The following is a 22,923-nucleotide window of genomic DNA, read 5'->3' as shown; positions in this document are numbered from 1 at the left end:
CGCCTCCTATAATTGTGGACTGAAAAATAACATCATCAATACCGAAAACAACACCATTAGCAAGCACGATTTCTTGCATTTTTAGGCAGCCGACTCAAAGAATGAGCTAACTGTTCCAGTCTCTAATACTCTTCATTATCAGCGCCTTGTACAATATTAAGATTACCTATTAATAACTGAATCTTCGGAAAAACATTTTCAATGAAACTTCCGTTATTGCTTTCTCGAATAATAAATCGTCCAAATTCACGTAATTGTAACTCAAAAGAATAATCTACAGGTTCTTTATTTTTATCTACCACTATACAAACAAAAAGCTCACTCTTTGTTAATGCTGTCATTTCCTCGAATTCATTATTATTTTGAAGCTCAAACCAGTATAACGGCATTTCGTCCCTATACCCAATACCTGGTGATATATATCCTGTGGTTATTTTTTTAATTCTTTCTTTTATAAAATTACTTGTCTTTGATGGAAAATAATTATTTACCCAATAGTCAGGATACATAAATAAGATTACATCATTATCCTTTTTAAAACAATTTAAAATTTGCATTATCTTTTGATACTCTGATCTACGTATATATTCTATTTTGTAAGCATTCACTTCTTTATTCATTACTAAATTCATCATTCTATCTCCTCTAAGCCCTCCAACCATACATTTCAGGAAACCATTCATGGATTGCATAATACGGTATGTTGCCATTTGCATCGCATTCTTCAAAATGCAATGGTTCATATTTACCTGTCTTTGTACCATTTGGCAATTTTATAGGTTGATTAATATGAATCTCGCCAACTTTTTTTCCTAAATTATTGTACACATCATATATTTGCATTTCTGCATCAATATCCCCAGGTCTAGAGTTACCACTCTTAGTATATCCTTTTCTGTTTAGGAAATTATCTAAGTTACCTGAATTTCTTCTCCATCCCATCTTCCCTGTTCTATTTATTACTCCGCTAGGACCATTCACTAAGCCGTCTAGCTTTTGAGAATCAGCCCTTAAAATACCTCTAGAACGATCGGCCATTTTCGTAGAGACAAAAGATATTCCAGTCATTACCGCTGCTTCTGCCAGTTCTGATACTGCAGCAGCGCCAAATACAACCCCGCCTACACCTGTCTCAGAAGTTGCCAGAGCCATTGCTCCAGTTAATCCTGCAGTATCCAGTGCCCTAAGAGCTTCAGCTGCACTTCCCGCTGCGCCAACTGTATAAGCAGCAGTAAACACTGCATCCGTAAATGTTTTAGCCCGCATAAAGCAATAATCATCTTCTGCTGGGGTCACGTGCAAAATCCATTGGGCAACCCCGAAACACACATTATCATCAAGACCGAAAATAACACCATTAGCAAGCATTAGTTTTTCGTCATCAGTTAATGAAAGAGGATCAATACCAACTTTGTTATAAAATATATTTAAAAGCTGATTCTTTTTATTATTAATTGCTTGTTGAATATCATTGACCAGACCCATAGAGTTAACTGATTGTGTTGCTATTACATTGGCATCTAGAGAAGCAGCCGCTGCTCCTCCACCTTGACCTGGGGCATAAGCGTAATAATTATCTGTATCTATCCAAGTACTTCCAATAAGGGCATATTGTCTCCATTGATATTTGCCGTTTTGTTTAGCTATTGCATATATGACACCAGTATTTTCACCAGCATTTCCTCCAATATCTGATAGATATATTTCTGCGTCATCAATAGTGAAACGGTACCAATTATGGGCTGTTATACGTATAGGATCCCAAAGAGATTGCCAATTGGGACTATCTGACCACATATTCCAAATAAAAACATCAAACTCACATTTTGATATGTCGTTTGGCAGTGAAATACTATAAGTTATAGTTCTGCTTTCTTTCGGAGCAAGTTTCATCTGAAAATAGCCTAATTCCTGGGGACATTTATTATTTAAAAGCTGAAAAATTGGTAATACATCTTGTGATACAGATTGATTATTTGTTATTTTTATTTTTGCTGTAAGTATTACGTTCGGCTCTAGATAAGGAGGTGTAAATTCTGCTACAACAGAAATACTATTTGAGAGTGTTGTTATTTCTGATTCAGAATCTGCTTGTCTGGAATTAAACTTTTCAATATTATCCCAAATAGAGTTAGTTGCGGAAGTAGTTGAATCAATTTCAGGAGCATTAATGTTAATACTGCTTGAAGCTACTTCCAGCATGCTTACTACTGAGGAAAGCGGTACTAAACTTGTTTCTTTTAAACTGGAACCTTCCCATACAAACACGCTAACCTTGTATCCTTCTACGTTATGAGGCAGCAGAAATCCACCACCTAATTTGTCTGTTCCCTCTGCCGGCAGTTGGGAACCAATCGTTACAAAGTCTTTGAGTGCCCTATCCGGGCCAAACAATGCTACAGAAACCAATATATTCTGCTTATTTGTGATGTTATTGTTAGTTATGTTAACTGCTGCTTCAAATTGAGCATCCGGAACTAAAATGGTTGCATTAGGAATTTTATTAATCATGAAGCTGACCGTTTTCGTCACCGGTACTGTCGAAGACGGCGCTGCCAGTGTGATAGGTATGACCTGGCTTGAGGATATATAGTCAAACGTAGTGGTTCCTGGAATTGCTATATTTTCTCCGCAAACGATTACCTGGTAGGTCCCCTGCACTAAACTCTTCAGTTTGAAGCTATATATAAAATTACCGCTATTATCGCATGTAAGCTGACCAATATTCTCTATGTTCTGCTTCGGGTTGAAAACTTCTATTGCCAACTGCTTGCCTACTCCCGATGCTATCCGGCCATTAATTATTACGATTTTTGTTGACGTTTCTAACAATGCTGTTAATACTGGAACGGTGACATTTGTGACAGTCAACCTGGCACTAGTGCTTTCGTAATCATAACCCCTAAACTTCAGATAGTATGATATGTTGGCTTGTAGCTCATATTGCAATAAGGAGAAATAATTTCCTGCCGAATCGTCATCATATGCGATCATATTTGTCAGATTCTGGTCGGTATAAAGTTCAAGATACGTATCGTCCGAATTACCCGTTCCTGCATAAGGTCCTGTGTAGAATTTATATAAACCTTGCACAGCAGGAGTAAATCTGAATATGTTATATTCTTGAAAAGCAACCTGCGTGTCTATCGGGGTATCCAAATAAATGGTCTGTATTGGCACTACTTTTGAGACAGTCAGCCTTGCATGTACTGCTATATTCGAGTTGTAAGGACGCAGTTTAATGTAATAGGTAGTTCCGCCTGTTAAAGATTTACTTATCTTTGAGAAGAGGTTTCCGGCAGAATCGTCATCATATGCGATTCTGTTGGTTAAAGCTGAATCTGTATACAATTCAAGGTATGTATCGTTTGAACCGCCTGTCCCGGCATAAGGACCTGTAAACATATTGTATGTCCCAGAACTGGACGGCGTGAATTGGTAGATCTTCTGAGAACCAGTCGCCAAATTAACATCAATAGGGGTATTCAAGTAAATAACTTGTGCTGACTGGATAGTTGTCGAATCAGAGCTTTCGTAAACGCTACCGCTTACACTACCTTGTAATTTGCAGATATATTCATCAATAGCTTCTTGATAGCTGTATTCCAACTTCATAAAATCTTCTGATTTTGTAGCATAATAGGAGTTTATTTGAACCTGTGCTTCTGCTGCCATTTCTTTGTTTTTAGATAAGGTGTTTAGGTCGTCTGGAAGAACGCGTACCTTATTTTCGGCAATTATTAATCCGTTCAGCTTCTCTTCGATACTTTTTGCTAACATAGTATCACTATTTTTATTCGCCATTTCGTACATATTTCTTAGTTTATTCTTATATTCGGCAAATTGGACATCCTTTTTTACAATTTCAAATGGTATGTCCGGATTTGGTGTAGGCTGCGGTGTAGGCTGCGGTGTGGGAGTGATTGAAGAATCGGTCAATCCCAATGCATTTGCCACATTTACGAGACCATTGCCATAAATGTTTTTAGCTCCTAATGGTGTTGCGGTTTGATATAGCTTCTCTTTCACCTGTCCATTTGACCATTTCTTGTTTTTCGACCAGAAAACAGCAACTGCACCCGTTACGTGTGGTGTTGCCATTGAGGTTCCCGACATAACGCCATATCCTCCGTCTGAGGTGGTACTGATAACATCTGAACCGGGCGCTACAAGATCTATTTCATTTCCTGTGCTCGAATAGCTCGCACTCTGAAGTGACTGGTCGACAGCCCCTACAGACAGCACCTCGGGATAACGCGCCGGGTAAACTTCTGTCTCCTCGCCAGCACCATTATTTCCTGCCGCGGCCACTATTAATACTCCACGGTTAGTCGCTTCTTTTATCATATCATGCAAAGCCATGCTATCCTCTATTCCGCCAAAACTCATATTAATAATATCAATCTTGTTATCAATGGCCCACTCTATACCGTCAATTACCTGGCTGTAAGTTCCACAACCGTTTTGGTCGAGGACTTTAACGGCATATATTTCAGCCTTCGGAGAAACACCAACAACTCCTATTCTGTTATTCACCGCAGCAATTATCCCTGTCACATGGGTTCCATGTCCGTTATCATCAGAATAGCTTACAGTATTTGCAACAAATGATATACCCCCTTTGACTTTCAGGTCAGGATGCTTTGTGCAGCCGGTGTCCAGCACTGCTATATTTACATTGTTTCCATTGTAATTCTCTTCTAACGTCAGGTCGGCCTTTATTGCATGAATTCCCCAAGGAATAGTTTCCGTATCTTTTTTCATTTTTTTGACAATATCATGTTCCTTTTGGACTGGCCCTGTAGCATCGGTGTTCGGTTAAGTCCTATTAATCCCATTAGCAACCATCATTAACACTTAATCCCTGGTAATTAACCCGATAAAATATCGTAATTGCTCCTTGACAAGCAGGACGATACCCTCCATATGTGGAATTATCCTCCAGATGATACCATGTTGGTGGGGGATTTAAATTGGTTCCACTACCCGGCAATCTCGATCCACGAGAGGTCGAAAAGACACTAAACAAGATGTTCTCCCCGGACTGGCTGAGAGAAGCAGCAAAGAGAGTCAAGTACATACAGCGGGAGCGAAAGGTCGATCCGGTGATCCTGTTCTGGATCCTTGTACTCGGCTTCGGGGTCGGGGTGCAGCGCACCATCGCCTCCTTGAGAAGGGCCTACGAGACAGCATCGGCGGAATCGATCGTCGCCTCTGCCTTCTATGATCGCTTTACCGAGGGCCTTGTTAAGTTTCTCAAGGAGTGCTTGGCACACGGCATTGCAGATCTCGCCAGTTGCGGCAGCCTGACACTGTCAGAAAAACTTCAGGGGTTCAAGGACCTGGTTGTCAACGACGGCACGATCATCAAGCTGCATGATACATTGGCTGAAAGGTTCCCGGGGACGAGACACAAGGCGGAACTAAAGATCAGCCTTGCCATCGGGCTCACCGGCAACACCAAGAGCATCGGGATCTTTGCCGGCAAGACCAACGACCTCCAGACTATCCGTATCGGTCCCTGGGTAAGGGATCATATCCTGCTGTTCGACCTGGGCTATTTTAAATATGAGATGTTCAGCAGGATCAGGAAGAACGGAGGACACTTTGTCAGCCGGTTAAAAAGCGGCGCAAACCCAAAGATCGTCTCTGTGCTTCGCTCCTACCGGGGCAACGCCATCGACCTAACCGGCAAGAAGCTGAAAGATGTCCTCCCCCGTTTGAAGCGGGAAGTGATCGATTGCCTGGTGGAGGTCGAGTTCAAGGCCAGCGCCTCCAGAACCAAGAAAACGGAAGGGGACTCTTTCGAGGTCTACCGTCCCAGAAGCGGCGCATCCAAGACAAGAGAGACATTCCGTCTGGTCGGAACGTTCGACGAGGAGGCTCAGGAGTATCACCTCTACATCACCGATATCATGCCGGAACAGCTCTCGGCGGAAGACACGGCGCTGCTCTACCGGGCTCGCTGGAGCGTCGAGCTTGTTTTCAAGGAACTGAAGCGCCTGTACCAGTTGGACGTGATCACCAGCGAAAATCCTATTGTCGTAGAATCATTGGTGCTGGTGGCCATGCTCACCCTGGTGGTCAGCCACCGGGTGCTGAACCATGTGCGGCTTCTCTTCCCGGAGAAGAGCGAGCGTTTCACCCCCTTGCGCTGGGCGGAAACCTTCTATACATCAGCGAACAAGCTGTTGGACAAAGTACTCGAATATGCGGGAATTGACATGACTGCCTATATGATTTTGATGTTCTATGCTGGTGAGGGTGTTGACCCCAATGTGAACAGAAAACGCCTGTTGTCACCCTGGGTAAAAGCAGTCAATTCCCAGTTAAAAGGTTCTACTATTTGATATATTTGGTAAACCGATCACCAATGGGCCCTGTAGAAGCTATTTTTACTATGGAATCAGCCTCCACAAATAGAACATCGCTGTCATTTTTCAAATCCTGAACTTCATTTGAATTCAATTTTGCTGCCAATAAATTTATCTTCTTAAATTTCTTTATAACCTTTGCATTCAAAGATTTTCTAGTTAAAAATTTTTCTCTGTCGACATTTTCTTTGAAACGTATCAAATATTGCTTTTCCTCGCTTCCGGCAAATGCGGTATTCGTAGCATTTATTAACAGGAAAGTTATACATAAAACAGCAATAATCCCATGAAAGAATAATTTCATATATACCGACCCCCGTTAAATTTTATTTTTGTTGCATTGCAGCATTATATAAGCAATTAATTAATCACTTTATCACCGGCAAAGAAGTATATAATTTTAAAAGCTCTCACTCATTGAAAAATGTCTTAGATTTGCCCCTAATTTAAATATGATTGCATTTCCTCATAGATTGAATATTACTTCTCAATCATTGCTTAAGCAGCCTTAATGTATAAGATATTTTCAATATGTGGTTTGCGTAGGCAAACTTAGGGTGATATTGTAGCACATTCCCCCGTTCGTATTTACCTCACGAACCACTTTTTAATTAATTATGCCTATTGAACTCACCCCCTTTTACTATAGGAAATAGACCTCTATAAGCTTTTCACACTACGTCATTACTGCCTGATAATCATGGCCCCATCCCTAGCGAAATTAAAACTATAGGTGGGCTTTAAAAATGTTTTCAACACTATCAACAATTTCAGTATGCCGAACTATTTTGCTGTGGCTTCCGCCCTGGCCATAACTCTGGGAATAATTGCAGGTATTGGTTTAATTGGCTCCCACTTCGTCACCAGGGGTAAAAAATACGACGTAATCGGCGGCAAGAGCTCGCAACCGGTCTTTATATCCCTGGGGCGCTATTCCCGCCCCCTGTTAACCTTCACCATCCTCTTTGTTTTCTTTTTTCCCCTCGCCCCCCTTTTTGCCGTCGCCGTGATATTGCAATTATCTCAACATTAATAAAAACTTCTTGCCGGCTAACAATCCGGCAGGAAGTTTTTTTATTAAACAATTAGCCAATTTGTAATAATTCCCCGGTTCGGCTTGTGATTACCGGCAGGATTCTTAAGGTTAAAATTTGCTCAGCATCCTGGCAATCAATGAAGCCGCCTCAGCGCGGGTGGCGTTGTCATTGGGGGCAAAAACATTCCCCGGTTTTCCTGTGGCGATGCCCTGTTCCACAGCAATGGCGATGTCGTTCGCTGCCCAGTCTGGAATTTCTGCCGCGTCGCTGAAGCTCAATGTTCCTGATTTCGCTGCGCCGTCACCCAGGCCCAGGGCGCGCACGATAATAATTACAATCTCCAAACGTGTGATCGGCTGGTTTGCCCGGAAGGAATTGTCTTCATAGCCGCCGATGACGCCTTTATCCACCGCCGTAAAGATGTATCCCCTGGCCCAGTCCGGGATTTCCGCCGCATCAGAAAAAGCGGGATTGCCCGCTTTTTCCTCCCAGCCCAGAGCCCTGCCCAGGATTGCAACAAATTCAGCTCTGGTAATGCTGCTGTCCGGCTTAAAACTGCCGTCGGGATAACCTGTTATGATGCCTTTTTCACCAAGTTCCGTAATGACATTGAACGCCCAGTAGGTTGAAGGCACGTCAGTATATTCTGTCTTTACGGCAGCAGCCGGCGCTTCGGTTTTTTTAAGGGTGGTGAAGCTCCAGTTAATACTTTTGTTATGATAGCCGGAGCAGCCGGACCCGCTATTTGCCAGAACGGCTTCAGGAATGGTAACGGTGTATTTGGTATTGTACTCAAAAGCGTCATGTGACAGGGTCAGTTTTGTCCCGCTTAGAACAGCTGCGACATTGCCGACCTTGTTTCCGTGCTCGTCAGTGATAGTGATGCCGTTTAATGAGGTTGCGGATGCTTTGCTCACGGCAATTTCAAATACCACACTTACTTCGGCGTCCAGCGCCACATCAGAGGCTCCCGACTGCGGAAGGTAACTGGCAGCCGCGGGTTGTTTGCAGGGGCTTGCGCTGCCGCCTCCTCCACCGCTGCTGCCGCTTACAACGGTAAAAGCAGCCCTGCCGGCGCTTCCGCCGCCTGCCGCGTCCACGGTCCAGGTACCGGTGGGAGCGCTCGCCGGCACATTAAACAGGAAGGTATAGCCGCCGCCGGCGCCTGCCGTGGCCTGATCAACAAAAGCCGCACTGCCGTTTGGATCCTTTATTGTAATGCCTACCGGAACGTTGCCCTGCGGTACCGTTCCGCTAATCGTCACGACGCCGCCCGGCTTAACACTGGCCGGAGATACGTTGACTACCCCGTCAGCGGCTCCCACTTTAAAGGTTTCGCTGGCTGCGCAGCCGCCGCCGGCCGCCTGCGCCTGCCAGTAACCGTAAGAGGCATTGCCGGGAAGGGTGAAGGATATTACGAAAGAACCATCTGAATCAGTCTTAGTTTCTTCTGCGAAAATAACTGCTGCGGAAGGATCTTTTACGGTTATGCCGATGGGCGTTCCGGCTGCCCCGTCGCCGCTGAAAGAGCCTCTAATTTCAACTTCTCCACCCGGCATGGCGGTGTCAGGCACACTGAGGTTCAGCGTGCCGGCAGCCAGAGCCGCACCGCAGAAGAGCAGCAGGGCAAGCGATAAAACCAGGCTGACCAGCGCAGGCCTGCGTATTTTGGAATGGCTCATTAGCTTTCCTCCTTTTTGCGTCAAAGGCTTAATGATGCCTAAGTATATAGACACTTCCATACAAGAAGCGCCTGCTTTCTTAAAAATACCTGAAAGCAGGAATGAGAAGGAGCGGACGAACCGCTCCTTCTGTTATTCTAACTAGTTAACGGTTATTGAAGACTCAACGGGATCGGCCAGGGATTGCCAGGCTGCATTGTTGGACCATCCGTTCCAGTACAGTCCCTTTAAATTATAATTTCCGCTGCTAGCAGGCTGAAAAAGGACAGAATACCCGGTATCCTGGCCCCCGGCCACCTGCAGATTGGCTGCGTTAAGGAAAACAGGCTGGGAGCCGTACAGAGCCTCAACAATCGCCAATCCGGACAGACTGCCGTCAGAGTTTTTCCTGGCCGTCCATTTAAGGTAGTATTGTTTTCCGTGGGTTAGTGCGCCGCCGACAGGGTTCTGGTTTCCATCCAGCACGGACAGACTGCTGATCGTGGCGCCGGCGGCAGCGACGCCGATATTCAAGGAAATCCTGCCGCTGTCTGAATAGCCGTCCCTTGAAACAAATACGCTGTAGTCCCCGGCATCCTTAAAGGTATAGCCCGCCTTGCCGCTGCCGTCGGTGGTCAGGGTGGCCAGGGTGTTGTTTACGCCTTTCTTGACCGTAATCTTGGCGTCGGCCACTGCCAGCCCCATGGAAGTAGCTGTAAACTGTGTGGGCAGTCCCGCAACAGCGCCGGAGCGCTGTAGCGCCAGGGGCTTGTCCAAGTTTAAAAGCTGGGCGATCTTACGGGCAATATCAGTATTGTCAATGGTTCCATTGAACAGCTCCGCTCCGGGTCCTTCGGCCATAACCGGCACCATGGCGGCGGTGTGGTCCATGCTGCTCCAGGAGTAATCATTTGGTCCGTTGTAGGTGAGTCCGCCACACTCGTGGTCGGCAGTGACAATAATCAGTGTGTCGGGATGGGCCGCCTGGAAGTCCAGGGCGGCTTCAACAGCATCATCGAAGGCCAGGGTTTCGCCTATGTTGTTCTCAAAATCGTTGGCGTGGCTGGCCCAGTCAATCTGGCCGCCTTCAACCATAAGGAAGAAGCCGTCACTGTCATTAGCCAGGACCTCCAGGGCTTTGCCGGTCATGTCAACCAGGTGCGGCTCAGGGCAGTCCGCCGGGCGGTCGGCTTCCTGGGTCAAGCCGTTATTGGGATGGAACAGTCCCAGCAGTTTATCGCATGTCGCCGCGCTCACACCGCTGAGGTCGCCGGCATTGCCTGCATACTGGTACCCTTGGGCGGTAAACTCACCGAGCAAGTCCCTGGTGTCGTTGGCATCGTCATGCTTTTTGCCTGTTCTGTCGTAATATGCGGCCCGGTCGTCAAAGTTTTCCTGACCGCCGCCCATGAGCACTTCGATAGGATTGCCCTTGGCGGCAAAGTTATCAAAGTACTGCGCTGTGATCTTGTTGAACTGGTTGCGGTGAGGCACGTGGCTGGCGAACCCGGCCGGGGTGGCGTGGGCGATCTGGACGGTGGTTACCAGGCCGGTGGCCAGCCCTTTATCCTCGGCCAATTCCAGGATTGTCGGCACGGAAGTCCCGTCAGGCAGCAGGCCAAGCACGTTATTGTTGATTTTATAGCCTGAAGCCATAGCCGTAGCCGCTGAAGATGAATCGGTTATATCCGCATTGGCGGAACTAGTTGTCATTCTGCCCGCGGCATCGTTTACATCGTCTATGTTCAAATACCCGCCTGCTGCGTCCCGGGCAGCCTTTACATGCTCGAAGCCCATGCCGTCGCCGATAAGCAGGATGACGTTCTTTGGCACTGATTCATCCTTTAAAACACCGAACTGGTCAATTATATACGGCTCCGCATTATACTTGCTTTGATCTATCTCGTAAGAGACGACGGTCAGCCTATCGCCATCTACGGTGATGCCTTCAAAGTTCTGGATCTGGCTGCGTACGGGCCGTCCCGGATTACTTGGATCGGGACCGTAGACAGCGGCATGATGTTCATCCGCCACCTCAAAGAGATCGAAGTAGCCGGAGTCGATCGTCTTATTCCTATAGTATACCTTTGCTCCGGCGGTATTTGGAATTAAGTAAATTGTACCGTCGGGATTCACAGTATACTCGATTTTTTGGCCGTTCAATGTCTCCGTAATCTTATCTGCAGGCGCCGCAGTACCGTCGCTTTTTATAGGTTTGCTGCGCGCATAGATATGGTCGTGGCCCTGAAGAACAAGGTCGATTCCCAGATCTGACATAATAGGCGCAACAAGTGTCCTGACGCCGTTCGGGCCCATAATATCGTTATCGGTAGCATGGTTGGAGGTGGTGTAAGGCCCCTTGTGCAGAACTGCGATAATCCATTTGGCCCCTGCGTCTCTTGCCTCCTGGACGTCATCCCTCAGCCATTGGATTTGAGCGGGAGTAAAATCGGCGTATTCGGCGGAATCCTCATTTGTGTTGAGCACGATGAAGTGAGCGTTGCAATAGTCATAGGAGTAATAGGCGCCGCTGGTGGCAGCCGAGCCTTCAGCCGGATTTACGTCAAAATGATCCATGAAGGCATTGTCCTGTTCATCATGGTTACCGGAGGCAGGAACAATAGTAGTATTTAAGAGGCTTTCCTGCGCATGTCCGAGCAGCCAATTCCATTGTTCCTCGTTGCTTCCGGTATCAACGATGTCACCATTGTGAACTAGAAACTCAGCATTGGCGACAGTGTCGAGAGACTTGGCGATTGTTTCTGACGAAAGAACCGCCTCTCCTTCATTCTTGGCCTGCGTGTCTGCAAGATCGATGAAGGTAAAGGCGCCGCTTTTGGGAGCTGTCTGGAAGGCGCCGGCGTCGCTCCAAAGGTCCAGGGCGGCGTCACCCACACGGAAGTAGTATGACGTATCCTTCTTCAGGCCGTCAGCTTCAGCCTTGTGGAGAAGTTCTGCAGGGGAATTCGTAGAGATGGCGTATTCGCCGGTAAATTCAACAGCATTGCTGAAATCAGGGGCTGAGCCGGTATTCTCAACAACCTGCAGATCGCTGTTGGCGGAGGCAAAAGTGGTGTACCACGTGAATCCCTTCGAAGCGGCAGTATCCCCGTTGAAGGTCACGGTTACCTTGCTGACCTCGCCAACCGGAGCGTTGGGATCCGGAATGACGGGCTGCTCATCTGGTAATTCTCCCGTTACTCCCTGGATAGACATTTCAAACCAGAGGTCGGAGCTTTGTCCGTCGTCCTGATGGACTTCGGCAGCAATTGTATTCAAGCCTTCGTTAAGCGCAGAGACGGGAATCTGGAAAGTTTCTTCCTTGGGTTTGAACTTAGCGGAAGTGTTGTAGTTAACTTCCACCCCTTCGTCAATCCCGCGGCGGAAAGCTTCCGCGCCGTTAAAATAAACGACCGCTCCGTCGTCAACGTGAATATATACTTCCAGCGCTGAATAATCGCCGAGGCTGCCAACGTCGGCAGTGGTGCGGAAATAGGTGGTCATGTTTTTATTGTCGGGATCGGCGCCGTAGCCTACTTCAGTAGCCAGGGGGAGCGTGGGGTCTGTTTCGGAGAACTCGTCACCGAATCCAAGCGGCGCCTCCCCCTTTTCCCAGGTAGAATCATCGTAATATACATCGCGCCAAACAGTCCCGAGGTCAACACCGTTATCCAGGTATTTCCATTCGGCATTCCTGGCCAGTATAGTATTGTTGTCTTCTGCGGCAAATGCATAGCCTGGTACCATAAGCATGCTTAAAAGCATACAAATCAGAAGAGTTACGGACAAAGTCCTTCTTGCTTTTTTCATATTTCTCCTCCTTCATGCTGATGTATACTGATATCTCCATTCTACCGGTCTCCCTTTTCAAGGTAACAAAGCCGGTCCACCGCTTCAACATAAGCTTCATCGCGCATGGCGCCTGGAATTTAGTCTGGACACCATATAAAGGATTAACCTACTTCTCACCTCCCAATTTTTTAAACATTGCTTTCAATAATTTCCATGTTATAAGTTATAATATAAAACCTTTAAATTTTGTTTAAGATACGGTACTGCCCATGTTAACATTTTGTTAAAATAAGGTTAAAGGGAATTATTTGAGGCGCGCAGGATAGTTAGATTAAAGCCGGCCGAGGAATCCCGATGATAAAAGAATAGCGCCCCAATCAAGGATACCCAGCGGCTGCGTCCTGAGCGCCGCTCTCAATCCCGGAATGTAAACCGCTCCCAGCAATAGACCGCTGGATATGGCCACTGCAGGCGGCAGGTATCTATTTTGGCCTGATATTACATCTTGATCTGTTTTATTCCTCGAACGACAGTCAAAAACATGGAACATCTGGCTGGCCACCAGGTTGGCGAAAGCTATGGTTTTTGCTTTTGGCAGATTGCCGGGATTGAGCAGGTAAGCGCCGGTAAATAACCCCAGGGTGGTTGTCCCGATCCCCAGACCCCGGGTAATAATCTTCCGGCCCAGTCCTTCGCCGAATATGCTCTCGTCCGGCTGGCTGGGAGGAAAATTCATCCCTTTGGGATTCGGCGGTTCCATTCCCAGCGCCAGAGCAGGTATTCCCTCGGTGACCAGATTAATCCACAGGATATGTCCCGGTTCCAAAGGTATCGGCAGATTCAACAGGGCGGCGGAAGAAACAGCCGCAATCTCACCCAGGTTGCCGGCCAGCACGTAGCGTATAAATTTCCGGATATTGGATTTGATAGCCCTGCCCTCTTCAACAGCCGCGACGATTGTGGTAAAAGAATCATCCGTCAGGGTAATGCAGGATGCCTCACGGGTAACGTCAGTACCCGCCTTCCCCATCGCTATTCCAATATCCGCCTCTTTAACCGCCGGGGCGTCATTTACCCCGTCGCCGGTCATGACCACCACATAACCTTTTTTCTTAAACGCCCTCACGACTTTGAGCTTCTGCAGCGGGGAGGCGCGATAGATTACGTCAATCCGATCAATCTGCTCCTCCAGTTGATTTTGGTTCATTTCCTCGATTTCTTTGCCGCTGATTACCTTTCCGTCATTCAAGATGGCCAGCTTTTTTGCAACGGCTACAGCAGTGTTGTGGTGGTCGCCAGTAATCATGTTTACTTTGATTCCAGCCTGTTGACATTTAGCTACCGCGGCCTGCACTTCAGGCCGCGGGGGATCAATCATCCCCAGCAGCCCTGCAAAAGTAAGCCCGTGGAACAACTCATCTTCATCATAAGGCGTATCTTTTTTCACTAAATATTTGAAAGCGACCGCCACCACACGCAGAGCATCCCGGGTCATTTTCTCATTGGCTATCGCTATTTCATTTCTCTGCTTAAGGTCAAGAAACATTTCCGACTCTCCGGAACAGGCGCTGCCGCACAGCAGCAGCACCTCATCGGGCGCTCCTTTTACAAAAACCAGCCTATCCTGATCTTCTTTCTCCACTACTACGGCCATCAGTCGTTTCAGCGGATCAAAAGGGACCTCCTGAATCCGGCGGCAGCGCAGCCCGTTTTGATAAATACCCGCCTTGGCCGCTGCAACCAGCATCGCCCCCTCCGTCGGATCTCCCTGGATCTCCCATGAATTAACGGCGCTATTCTGGTACAGGCCGGCATTATTACACAATACACAACCCACAAGGGTTCTTCCTAACGCCCCGTTTTCACCCGGGTTTACTTTCTTCCCCTCCTGCCAGAAAAAACCTTGAGGCAAAAACCCTGTACCGTCTACTTCATAAAAAGAACGGCCGGTGTAGACAGAGGTCACTGTCATTTCGTTAGTAGTCAGGGTACCTGTTTTGTCTGAACAGATAACCGTGGCATAGGCAAGAGTTTCGACAGCGGGCAGTCTTTTTACGATGGCGTTGCGCTTAACCATCCGCTGGACTCCAAAGGCCATGGCGATCGTCACTATTGCCGGCAGTCCCTCCGGAATCGCCCCCACCGCCAGGGCTGGTCCGATTCTCAGCATATCGTAAAGCGGTCTCCCTCCCGCTATTCCTCCCAGGGTTACCATACCGCATACACCGATACAGGCCAGCGACAGATCGCGGCTCAGTTTGTTAAGCTGTTTCTGAAGAGGGGTAGTTTCCGCCTCCACGTTTTCCAGCAATGAGGCTATCTTGCCCATTTCTGTCGAACGTCCGGTGGCCACCACTACAGCCTTGGCCCGGCCTCTGGTTACTAAAGACCCCATGAAGACCATATTATTCTGCCCGGTCATTCCCAGATGCCCGTTTTGACAGATCCCGTTCTGCTTACGTTCTGCTTACATACCGGAGCCGACTCTCCGGTAAGCATAGATTCCTCAACTTCAAAACAGCTTGTTTCTATTAAACGGCTGTCAGCAGGCGCCAGGCAACCAGCTTCCAAAATAATAACGTCCCCCGGAACCAGCATATTGGCGGCTATCTTCCGCTTCAACCCATCGCGGATTACTATAGCTTCGGGAGCAGTCAGTTTTTTAAGATTGGCCAGAGAATCTTCCGCCCGGCGCTCCTGAATGGCGCCAACCACCGCTTCCAGGACAACAATTAAAAAGATCCCCATCCCATCAGCAAATTCGCCAAGGATAAAAGAGACTACACCCGCTCCAAGCAGCAGTTTGGTAACAAGGTTTTGGAACTGCCCGAAAAACAGCGCCATTGTCGAAGGCTTTTTAGGTTCCTGCAGCCGGTTAGGCCCAAAAAACTTAAATCGCTGATCGCTTTCATCACGCGACAAGCCGTTTTCCTGATGTGTGCGCAGAACGTCGATTACTTCCTCCTGCGCCATCTCAAACCACATCCGGCTGATTGCGCCGTGTGCGATGCGGATCATGTTGTGCTCTACAGGTTTTTTTTATTTTCGCCTTGCGCTTGCGGGCGACGCTTACGATCGTTTCTTTTTTTGTAACCAGCCTTGCGCCTGTATACGGCGCCCTTATGTCCATTCATTTTTAACAGCCTGGCCGAATTGAACAATACCGCCAGGCTGCTTGCGTTGCTTAACACCGTCGCAGCCAGCGGATTGGTATAAGCCCCCAACGCCAGGGCTAGTCCAAAGATATTGGCTCCAGCCGATATAATCAGGTTCTGGCGAGCGGCTTCCGAGCTGTTTTTCGCAATATGAATCGCATAGTTGAAACCTTTCAGATCAGATCCCACGATCACAATCTTGGCGGCTTTAAGTGTTAACGCCTCACGGTTATCGCTCAGGGCAACTCCTAAATCAGCGCGGCGGAAAGCCGGTATGTCGTTTATCCCGTCTCCCACAACAGATACAATCTTTCCCTCGCTCTGCAGCTGCTCTACTATTTTGGCGTAGGGGCAAGTAGGGACGGTTCTTGCTTGCCCCTACTTACCAAAAGAAAGAACCTCGCATTATGGAGGTTCCTTAAAGCATCGTTGTATTGACAGTTTTGTAACGGCGAATCAATTACGTCTTGACCGGAAAAAGGACACCCCGGCCAAAAGATTGTATCCCGATTCCCGGCTCTTCAAACGTATATACTCCCAGAAATCGCCTAAAAAATCTTCCCATACAAGGGCAGACTGCTTGTTGCCAGCTTCCTTTTTCTTTATCTCGACAGTCATATCCACTGCTTCTTTCAGAAGCGAGAAAGCCGCCTCAAGCTTATCATGCAGTGCATCAGCGCTCAACGGACCCATCCCTTTACTGTCCAAGCATTACTTCTCATCTGTAACTGACGGAACAGATTCGCCTTCATTCCTGATTTCATCATCAATTATGTTTTTGGACCTCTCGAATTGGGCTTCGGCCAGTATGTCCTCAACGTCCTCTTTTAGATTTGAGATAATGCCCTGCACTCTTTCAGAGACCTCCATGGTCTCCTTCAACGCCCATTTTGTAACAGGCTTCAGCGATTTGGCTACCGAGGGCAAAAACAATAATGCCAGGATTGCCGTACTCAAGCCACACTTAAATCCACGGCCTTCACGGGAATTCATCAGCTCATAGAACCGGCAGCGTATTGTACCCCGCTTCTGAAGCTGCTGCACAGCACGCAGTATCTCGCCGGGGGCATAACCCATTTCCTGTATTTCTTCCATAATATCCTGCGTTTTCTCACGTGCGTGAAAATTATTGGGGTTCGCCCGCATCTCTGCGCGAATCTCATCCCGCATGACGTCCAACAGCTGCCTGTCATACGCATCCAGCCGGCCTGAGTTTATACTCCCCTTAATTTCACTGACATGTTCTCTCTTTAACTGTTCCCACTCCTGGCGGTCATTCCCCGGGAGTTTTCCCCATCCCCGCCCGTATTTATTTTCGTGTTCTTCGCAATGCCTCAACTCTTCTATAATTTCCCTTTTCAGACTCTCCCTGGTTCGCTGATCCGGTATCGCCGGCATATGTTCAATTTCCCTCTCTCCGGCCCGCATATCCAACAGTTCATTTTTCAAATCCTCTTTCAGGGTTCTCATCCGCTCCTCTTCAGCCAGGTCTTCGATATTATCTTGACGCACTCTTTTCACCTTCATAAGAGATTTCTTCCAAACCTTATCTATATTATTTCACCTGATATTACTATTATTCACATAGTTTACCATGATTGCTATAATGAGGCTCTGCGCAATCGCCCTGCAATTAAGCCAGGCTAACATTAAACAACATTAAACAGCTATAAAAAAAATGCCCCTGATCATTTTAAAAAGATCAGCAGGCAACATTTTATGTTCAACTTTAAGGATTTGGCGTGAAGATTTCCGATCAGGCCCCTTTGTTAACTAAAATTCCCTGATCTGAAAATAGTGACGCCCTTGGCCCTGACTTATATTTTAAATTGGCGCCGCCGGTATACTCTACATCAATTACCCTCGTTACTAGAGCCTGATCAAGACAGATAACTATATCTATACCGACTGCTTCGCCTTCTTCCCTGAAACGTTGTACTATTTCCAATCCATTAAGTCCTCCCTCACTTTCTCTGAGAATCCTTACCAGAGAACGCAATAACTGATCCACATTTCTTCACTCCTCTCCTTTAATCGATACTGCTTCTTCCTAACACCGCTATACAGTGCAAAGGTCAAGAGCCGGGGTCCGTCCGTTTTCCAGTAAAGCTACTTAAGCCATAATAAACTTGTTTCTTTAATTCAGTATTAAATAATGGTTAAGATTATGAAAAGCCACCAAGAAAAGCATGCTGTATTATTCTATATCTGAGAAGTCAACTCAAAGTTTCTGCCGGCAATGCAATTGGTTATCTAAAAACAGTACATATTACTTAAGAACCGGCGGAAAACTAAGCGTAATAAATTAATAAGCGGGGTGAAAAATAATTGTTGGATGAATTGGGACTTGTGGTTGTAAAGGCATTACGCCGCAACACCATACTTTTTGCCGGAGCGGTTGTCGCTGTTGTAACTATTAAACTGTTTAAAAGACCTCTTCGTTCCCTGGCGGTAGCCGTCACCCGCGGAACACTCGACATTTCCGATCGCGTAACTTCAACCGCCGGTTCGATAAAAAAAGATCTTACCAGAATTGTTGAATCGGCCAGAGAAGAAGTAAAGGCAGACGCAGACAGAAAAAATAAAGATAATCCGGCGCCTGTTCAAGTTGATCCTGCGCATATCAAGGGAGAAATGCAGGAACCAGAAGAAAGTCAGACAGCAAATAACTCTGCAAAAGTGGAATCTCCTGAATCCGATTTGTAAAAAAACAATAATCCAAACCCGGCGAACAACAGCAAGGTGCTCGTTGACAAAGATTTAACACAAATTTTATTTTGCTTTAACTCTTTTTCAATAATTTTATCCTAATATATTAGTAGCGTAATAAAAACAAAAGGAGGTATTATTTTGGGCTTTAGAAAATCCGGGTTTGGATTTGTTGCGCTTGCTGTTGTTGGTCTTTTATCGCTTTCCCGTGACGCGGTAGCGATCGTGGTAAACTCCGGCAACCCTGTTACAGGCCTGAACATAAAAGATGTGGCAGACATTTACTCCGGTAGAATAGATGATTGGAGCGAAGTTGGAGGAAATTCGGGTAAAATAACGGTAATTGCCCGGGCAGAGGGCTCCAGCGCCAGAAGTGTTTTCGAAAAAAATGTTATGAATCAAGAAAAAATAACCACAGACGCTATTTTTAAGAATTCCAACAGTGAAGTACAAGAAGCCGTTTCTCATGACGCCTCCGCTATTGGTTTCGTTTCCCTGGACTACACATACGGTCTTAGGGTTTTGGCTCTAAATGGCATAGAATGTAATATGGAGAACTGCCTGAATGGCAGTTACCTCTTGTCGAATAGCTTAGATTACATTCCGGGAATTTCCCTCCAGCAATTTGAAAGAGTTAGAAATTTTGCCCATGGACAGCAGAATTTAGCCAAAGAAAAGATATACTTACCTGTTTAACAAGAAACTTTAAAACGGTTCCCTCCCTGAAACAGATAAAAATCTATACTGCGCTACGCTCCTGGGAAAAGGGACAGGCGGCAATCCATCAAGGATACCGGACCTGCTCTTTTTCGTTAGAGGCGCTGAAAAGATTAGCCGAAAAGATTAGCCCTGCTGACAAAACAGGGCTAAAGTGTATTTTAAAATGGAGGAATTACTGCCGCTATCTTTTAATCATTTCAAGAAATGCCTCAATTCTGGTCTTGAGCTGCCCGGAATCCTCTTGTCCATAATCGGTCTCGATTCTTAGCAGGGGTATTCCATGATCTTTTAATGTTTTCTCAACCCGGTTCGCTTCGATCATGTAGGGATCACAGAAGATGAGCGAACAGTTGATTACACCGTCGGCCTTATATTCCTTGGCCAGCCTGACAAGTTCTTCCGTCCTGCCTTCATTGGGCGTGAAGCAGGCGCAGTTAGTCTCAATGTACCGATCAGCTATGGATTTAAGCATCTGGTCCACACTTTCGCCCTCTTCGGAAACCAGGTTCTCAAAATAGCGAAGCCCGGTGCACATTTCCTCGGCAACAATAATGGCGCCGCTGCTTTCAATAAGGTGAGACACCTTCCAGTTGGGGACAGCCATCGGTGTACCGGTTAGAATAATTCGCGGCGCATCCGGTTTGTTTACTCCCTTGCCTTCCCTGACCCGTGTTTCCAATTCCTCACAAAGTCCGCTCACCTGTGAGGTAAACCGATCAACATCGTCATACATAGCGATTTGTTCAATTAACAGGCTGTCTTTGCCGCTAATGGGCAAAAGGTCATTTTTACGCATTTCATTAAGGCGCAGAAGAACGCTGCGCTTCGCGTTTACCTCTTTAATGGAACGGCGCAGGCTTTCCGGTGTTATCTTATTGCCCGTGTACTCTTCAACCGTTTTCAGGAAATCTTGTATTTCCCCAAACCAGAACTGCCTGTCCTTTTCACGCCTCATCTGGGGAATTTCCAGAACGTGGACGGGAACATAGTCGTTTAAAATTTCAAACGCCTTCTTCTTGCCGTCGCAGGTAGTCTCGCCGACTATCAAATCGCAGGACTCAAAATAGGGGCAAACCCTGGCCAGTTTAAATCCCATAAAAGATTTTATCAAAGAACAGATGTTTTTAGGCAGCACTTTTTCGGCCTGGGCAGAGCCCATTTCAACACCAGAGCATAATCCAACAAGGATACCGCCGGCGGCGCGGACAATTTCCTCGGGAACAAAAACACAGTAGGCTCCTACCACTTTGCCGCCTTTCGCCTTGTGCTCCTGCAGTTCCTGGATGCGCAAACCGTGAATTTCAGTAATAACAAAGTCAAAGTATTCCATTTTATCCGGCCTGTTTTCCTGTTTAAGATAGACATCCCCATAAGCGGGCGGAAGCACATTTAAAAGCTGGTCGTGGGCTTCCAAGTCAAGACCGAGTGATTCCCACATCGGACGGTAATCATTACCCATAAAAACCTCTCCTTAATAATTAATTAACCGACTTATTAATCTGTCAGTTAGACTTTACTGTTTGATAACTATTACTTCATTTAATATAAATATTCCTTTATTAATGCCATAAATTGTTTCTATGCAATCGTCTTGTTCAGATAAATTAGCTTTATTGGTGGCGGTGAACTCTCTTTGGGAAATAGCCGGCAGACAAACCTATTGCTTATCCCGGCGGCCTACAAGGTAATCAAGTGTCACATCAAAGAAATCTGCAATTTTTATTAAAACCTCAAGGGTGGGAATATCTTCTTCGCCAAGTTCATAATAAGAAACCGCCCGCTGTGAAACCCCAATTTCCTTGGCTAAATCAAGTTGGCTTAATTTTTTGGAGCTTCGAAGTTTCTTAAGCCTGTCGCTGAACGTCGACATTTTTGAACCTCCCGAAAATTCTTGACAAGAAGCCGAGCTTCTATTTATCCTATTGTTTAGATGCTTCAGTCATGTAAGATTAGTATCTCTAAACTGCCTCTTTTTATCACAAAAAAGATATCAACCGCACAACCTTGTTATGACAATAGATTGAAAGAAGAAGTGGGGAAGTCTAAAAGCAGCAGAGGGATGGACTTCTAAATCTAAATATTAGGGAGGAAGTAAAAAACCAGTGTTTACTCTAAAATCTTCAGCTTTCGCCAATGGGGGAGCGATCCCTGAAAAATATACCGAGATGAATATTGTTTCACCGCCTCTAAACTGGGAGGACATTCCCAAAGGAACAAAAAGTTTTACTAAAATAAATCCGCTTTTAGGGCACACTATTAAAAGATTCATTTCATTTGCAAAGAAAAATCTTTCAGAGATCGAAATTCCCCGGGTAAGCCTTAGAGAATTCCTCAAAATAGGAAGTTTGAGAGTGCTTTTTCTAAGGATAAACGGGGATCATAAAAAATAGGTTTGCCCCCTGGGAACGCCTGCTAAATAAAAACCATACTATGTAACAGGAAAATGAAAGGGGGATTTTATAATGGGCTTTGGAATTACGGGCGACTGTGGCGGTGGTGGAGGTTTCGCTTTCCTTATTTTCCTGATCCTGATCCTATTAGTGTTAGGTTCCTGTTGCTTCCCCTGCAGTGTTGAAAAATCTTAATTTTTAGCACCGTTAATCTGTGTTAAAAAAGAGCCCTTCGGGGTTCTTTTTCTTGCCGCCTGTTTAAAAATTTCATTTATTGCACAAAATATAAAAATAAAAGCAAAAGGGTGGTTGGCTATGGAGTTAAGCGCAAGGAACCAGTTGAAAGCGCGGGTAAAAGAAATTAAGTCAGACAATATTACTTCCGAGGTCATTCTTGATGTGAGCGGACAGGAGATGTGTTCGATCATCACGACAGGTTCAGTAAAACGGTTGGGATTAAAAGTGGGCGACGATGTCAGCGCCCTTGTTAAGGCAACCTCGGTGATGGTGATGAAATAAAGTTTTTCCTGGAATCCTGATTCAGCCTCCGTTTTTTTGCGGGGGTTATTTTTTTTTAGGCTTTGTTGGTGAACTGCAGCTATTTAAGAAATAAAAAGATCTGCGTGGTTAGCTCCTGTGGCGGTGTTACAACCGGGTCGTTAAAGTATATCTCATAGACAACATCTTTTGTTTCATACCCGTTTTCTTTCACCCAATCTGAAAGAAACAGGTAAGCTCTTGGAATACCGGGATAAGGCCCTGTGTGAGTGCAGGAGGCAATCTTGCCGCCGGGAATAATGCTTGTTGTCATATTGTCAACTTCTGCAAATGCCCTGGAAACAGGAAAACCTATCTCGATATCAATCGATTCTGATTCCATGTTTATATCATAGTAGGCTGCAAATGGCGGACCGGTAGGTTCCTCTTCGAATTTAGACAGGTGTTCCTTAATCTCTTTTAAAGATTTTTCCATCACTTTTGGCAGGTCCTGCAGCCTGGTTGTAGTCCGGATAGTTAAAGCAAGTTGAATGTATCTGAAAGTAATTTCGCATTTATCAGGCATTTTTCTTTCCCCCTAGATTGAA

At 46.2% G+C, this 22,923-nt stretch carries 20 protein-coding genes; 6 read left to right on the top strand and 14 right to left on the bottom strand.

Going from position 1 to position 22,923, the window contains the following annotated elements; translation table 11 throughout:
- Nucleotides 1–122 precede the first annotated feature (122 nt).
- Nucleotides 123–635, bottom strand: coding sequence for a hypothetical protein (locus DEH07_06970; protein HBY04274.1), 513 nt, complete (start codon nucleotides 633–635; stop codon nucleotides 123–125).
- Between the two features lie 10 nt (nucleotides 636–645).
- On the bottom strand, nucleotides 646–4,764 hold the full coding sequence (locus DEH07_06965; GenBank protein HBY04273.1) for a hypothetical protein: 4,119 nt from the start codon (nucleotides 4,762–4,764) through the stop codon (nucleotides 646–648).
- Nucleotides 4,765–5,030: 266 nt separating this feature from the next.
- On the opposite strand from DEH07_06965, the gene DEH07_06960 reads away from it, so the two are divergent.
- Nucleotides 5,031–6,350 carry an IS4 family transposase gene (locus DEH07_06960; GenBank protein HBY04272.1) on the top strand — a complete coding sequence of 440 codons (1,320 nt, stop codon included), beginning with the start codon at nucleotides 5,031–5,033 and terminating at the stop codon, nucleotides 6,348–6,350.
- On the opposite strand, the gene DEH07_06955 is transcribed toward DEH07_06960, so the two are convergent.
- Nucleotides 6,343–6,678, bottom strand: coding sequence for a hypothetical protein (locus tag DEH07_06955; protein ID HBY04271.1), 336 nt, complete (start codon nucleotides 6,676–6,678; stop codon nucleotides 6,343–6,345). The genes DEH07_06960 and DEH07_06955 overlap by 8 nt on opposite strands.
- 429 nt (nucleotides 6,679–7,107) lie before the next feature.
- Between DEH07_06955 and DEH07_06950 the strand changes: the two genes are divergently transcribed.
- On the top strand, nucleotides 7,108–7,407 hold the full coding sequence (locus DEH07_06950) for a hypothetical protein (protein ID HBY04270.1): 300 nt from the start codon (nucleotides 7,108–7,110) through the stop codon (nucleotides 7,405–7,407).
- A 111-nt stretch (nucleotides 7,408–7,518) separates the two neighbouring features.
- On the opposite strand, the gene DEH07_06945 is transcribed toward DEH07_06950, so the two are convergent.
- The 8 genes from DEH07_06945 to DEH07_06910 all read right to left on the bottom strand — a co-directional run bounded on the left by DEH07_06945 (nucleotide 7,519) and on the right by DEH07_06910 (nucleotide 18,030).
- The gene (locus DEH07_06945) at nucleotides 7,519–9,153 is read right to left on the bottom strand and encodes a hypothetical protein (GenBank protein ID HBY04269.1); all 1,635 of its coding nucleotides are present in this window, start codon (nucleotides 9,151–9,153) and stop codon (nucleotides 7,519–7,521) included.
- Nucleotides 9,154–9,234: 81 nt separating this feature from the next.
- Nucleotides 9,235–12,882 carry a hypothetical protein gene (locus DEH07_06940; GenBank protein HBY04268.1) on the bottom strand — a complete coding sequence of 1,216 codons (3,648 nt, stop codon included), beginning with the start codon at nucleotides 12,880–12,882 and terminating at the stop codon, nucleotides 9,235–9,237.
- A gap of 313 nt (nucleotides 12,883–13,195) precedes the next feature.
- Entirely contained in the window at nucleotides 13,196–15,286 is a 2,091-nt protein-coding gene (locus DEH07_06935; protein HBY04267.1) for an ATPase, read from the bottom strand.
- Nucleotides 15,283–15,882 (bottom strand): hypothetical protein, encoded by a 600-nt coding sequence (locus tag DEH07_06930; protein ID HBY04266.1) that lies wholly within the window; start codon nucleotides 15,880–15,882, stop codon nucleotides 15,283–15,285. The genes DEH07_06935 and DEH07_06930 overlap by 4 nt, the downstream gene beginning before the upstream one ends.
- An 8-nt stretch (nucleotides 15,883–15,890) precedes the next feature.
- The gene (locus DEH07_06925; GenBank protein HBY04265.1) at nucleotides 15,891–16,358 is read right to left on the bottom strand and encodes a hypothetical protein; all 468 of its coding nucleotides are present in this window, start codon (nucleotides 16,356–16,358) and stop codon (nucleotides 15,891–15,893) included.
- A 117-nt stretch (nucleotides 16,359–16,475) separates the two neighbouring features.
- Nucleotides 16,476–16,712, bottom strand: a complete 237-nt coding sequence (locus tag DEH07_06920) for a hypothetical protein (protein HBY04264.1) — start codon at nucleotides 16,710–16,712, stop codon at nucleotides 16,476–16,478.
- An 18-nt stretch (nucleotides 16,713–16,730) separates the two neighbouring features.
- Nucleotides 16,731–17,546: a hypothetical protein gene (locus tag DEH07_06915; GenBank protein HBY04263.1), complete on the bottom strand. Its 816-nt coding sequence runs from the start codon at nucleotides 17,544–17,546 to the stop codon at nucleotides 16,731–16,733.
- 229 nt (nucleotides 17,547–17,775) lie between these two features.
- Nucleotides 17,776–18,030: a hypothetical protein gene (locus tag DEH07_06910; protein ID HBY04262.1), complete on the bottom strand. Its 255-nt coding sequence runs from the start codon at nucleotides 18,028–18,030 to the stop codon at nucleotides 17,776–17,778.
- A gap of 317 nt (nucleotides 18,031–18,347) precedes the next feature.
- On the opposite strand from DEH07_06910, the gene DEH07_06905 reads away from it, so the two are divergent.
- Together DEH07_06905 and DEH07_06900 are read left to right on the top strand one after the other, a co-directional pair.
- Nucleotides 18,348–18,725: a hypothetical protein gene (locus DEH07_06905; GenBank protein ID HBY04261.1), complete on the top strand. Its 378-nt coding sequence runs from the start codon at nucleotides 18,348–18,350 to the stop codon at nucleotides 18,723–18,725.
- A gap of 108 nt (nucleotides 18,726–18,833) precedes the next feature.
- Nucleotides 18,834–19,424, top strand: a complete 591-nt coding sequence (locus DEH07_06900; GenBank protein ID HBY04260.1) for a hypothetical protein — start codon at nucleotides 18,834–18,836, stop codon at nucleotides 19,422–19,424.
- Between the two features lie 205 nt (nucleotides 19,425–19,629).
- On the opposite strand, the gene DEH07_06895 is transcribed toward DEH07_06900, so the two are convergent.
- Both DEH07_06895 and DEH07_06890 read right to left on the bottom strand, forming a co-directional pair.
- Nucleotides 19,630–20,907, bottom strand: a complete 1,278-nt coding sequence (locus DEH07_06895) for a 3-hydroxyacyl-ACP dehydratase (protein HBY04259.1) — start codon at nucleotides 20,905–20,907, stop codon at nucleotides 19,630–19,632.
- 198 nt (nucleotides 20,908–21,105) lie between these two features.
- Nucleotides 21,106–21,318 carry an XRE family transcriptional regulator gene (locus DEH07_06890; protein ID HBY04258.1) on the bottom strand — a complete coding sequence of 71 codons (213 nt, stop codon included), beginning with the start codon at nucleotides 21,316–21,318 and terminating at the stop codon, nucleotides 21,106–21,108.
- A gap of 232 nt (nucleotides 21,319–21,550) precedes the next feature.
- Between DEH07_06890 and DEH07_06885 the strand changes: the two genes are divergently transcribed.
- Entirely contained in the window at nucleotides 21,551–21,838 is a 288-nt protein-coding gene (locus DEH07_06885; protein ID HBY04257.1) for a hypothetical protein, read from the top strand.
- Nucleotides 21,839–22,153: 315 nt separating this feature from the next.
- Nucleotides 22,154–22,357, top strand: a complete 204-nt coding sequence (locus DEH07_06880; protein ID HBY04256.1) for a molybdenum-pterin-binding protein — start codon at nucleotides 22,154–22,156, stop codon at nucleotides 22,355–22,357.
- A gap of 79 nt (nucleotides 22,358–22,436) precedes the next feature.
- Here the strand turns inward: DEH07_06880 and DEH07_06875 are convergent, their stop codons facing one another.
- Complete coding sequence (locus DEH07_06875; GenBank protein HBY04255.1) at nucleotides 22,437–22,901, bottom strand: AraC family transcriptional regulator; 465 nt, start codon at nucleotides 22,899–22,901, stop codon at nucleotides 22,437–22,439.
- Nucleotides 22,902–22,923 lie beyond the last annotated feature (22 nt).

Origin of the sequence: Desulfotomaculum sp., from assembly GCA_003513005.1 — a bacterium.
GTDB lineage: Bacteria > Bacillota > Desulfotomaculia > Desulfotomaculales > Nap2-2B > 46-80.
Note: the sequence above shows the minus strand (reverse complement) of the source record. Positions and strands in the feature narration are given on the sequence as shown.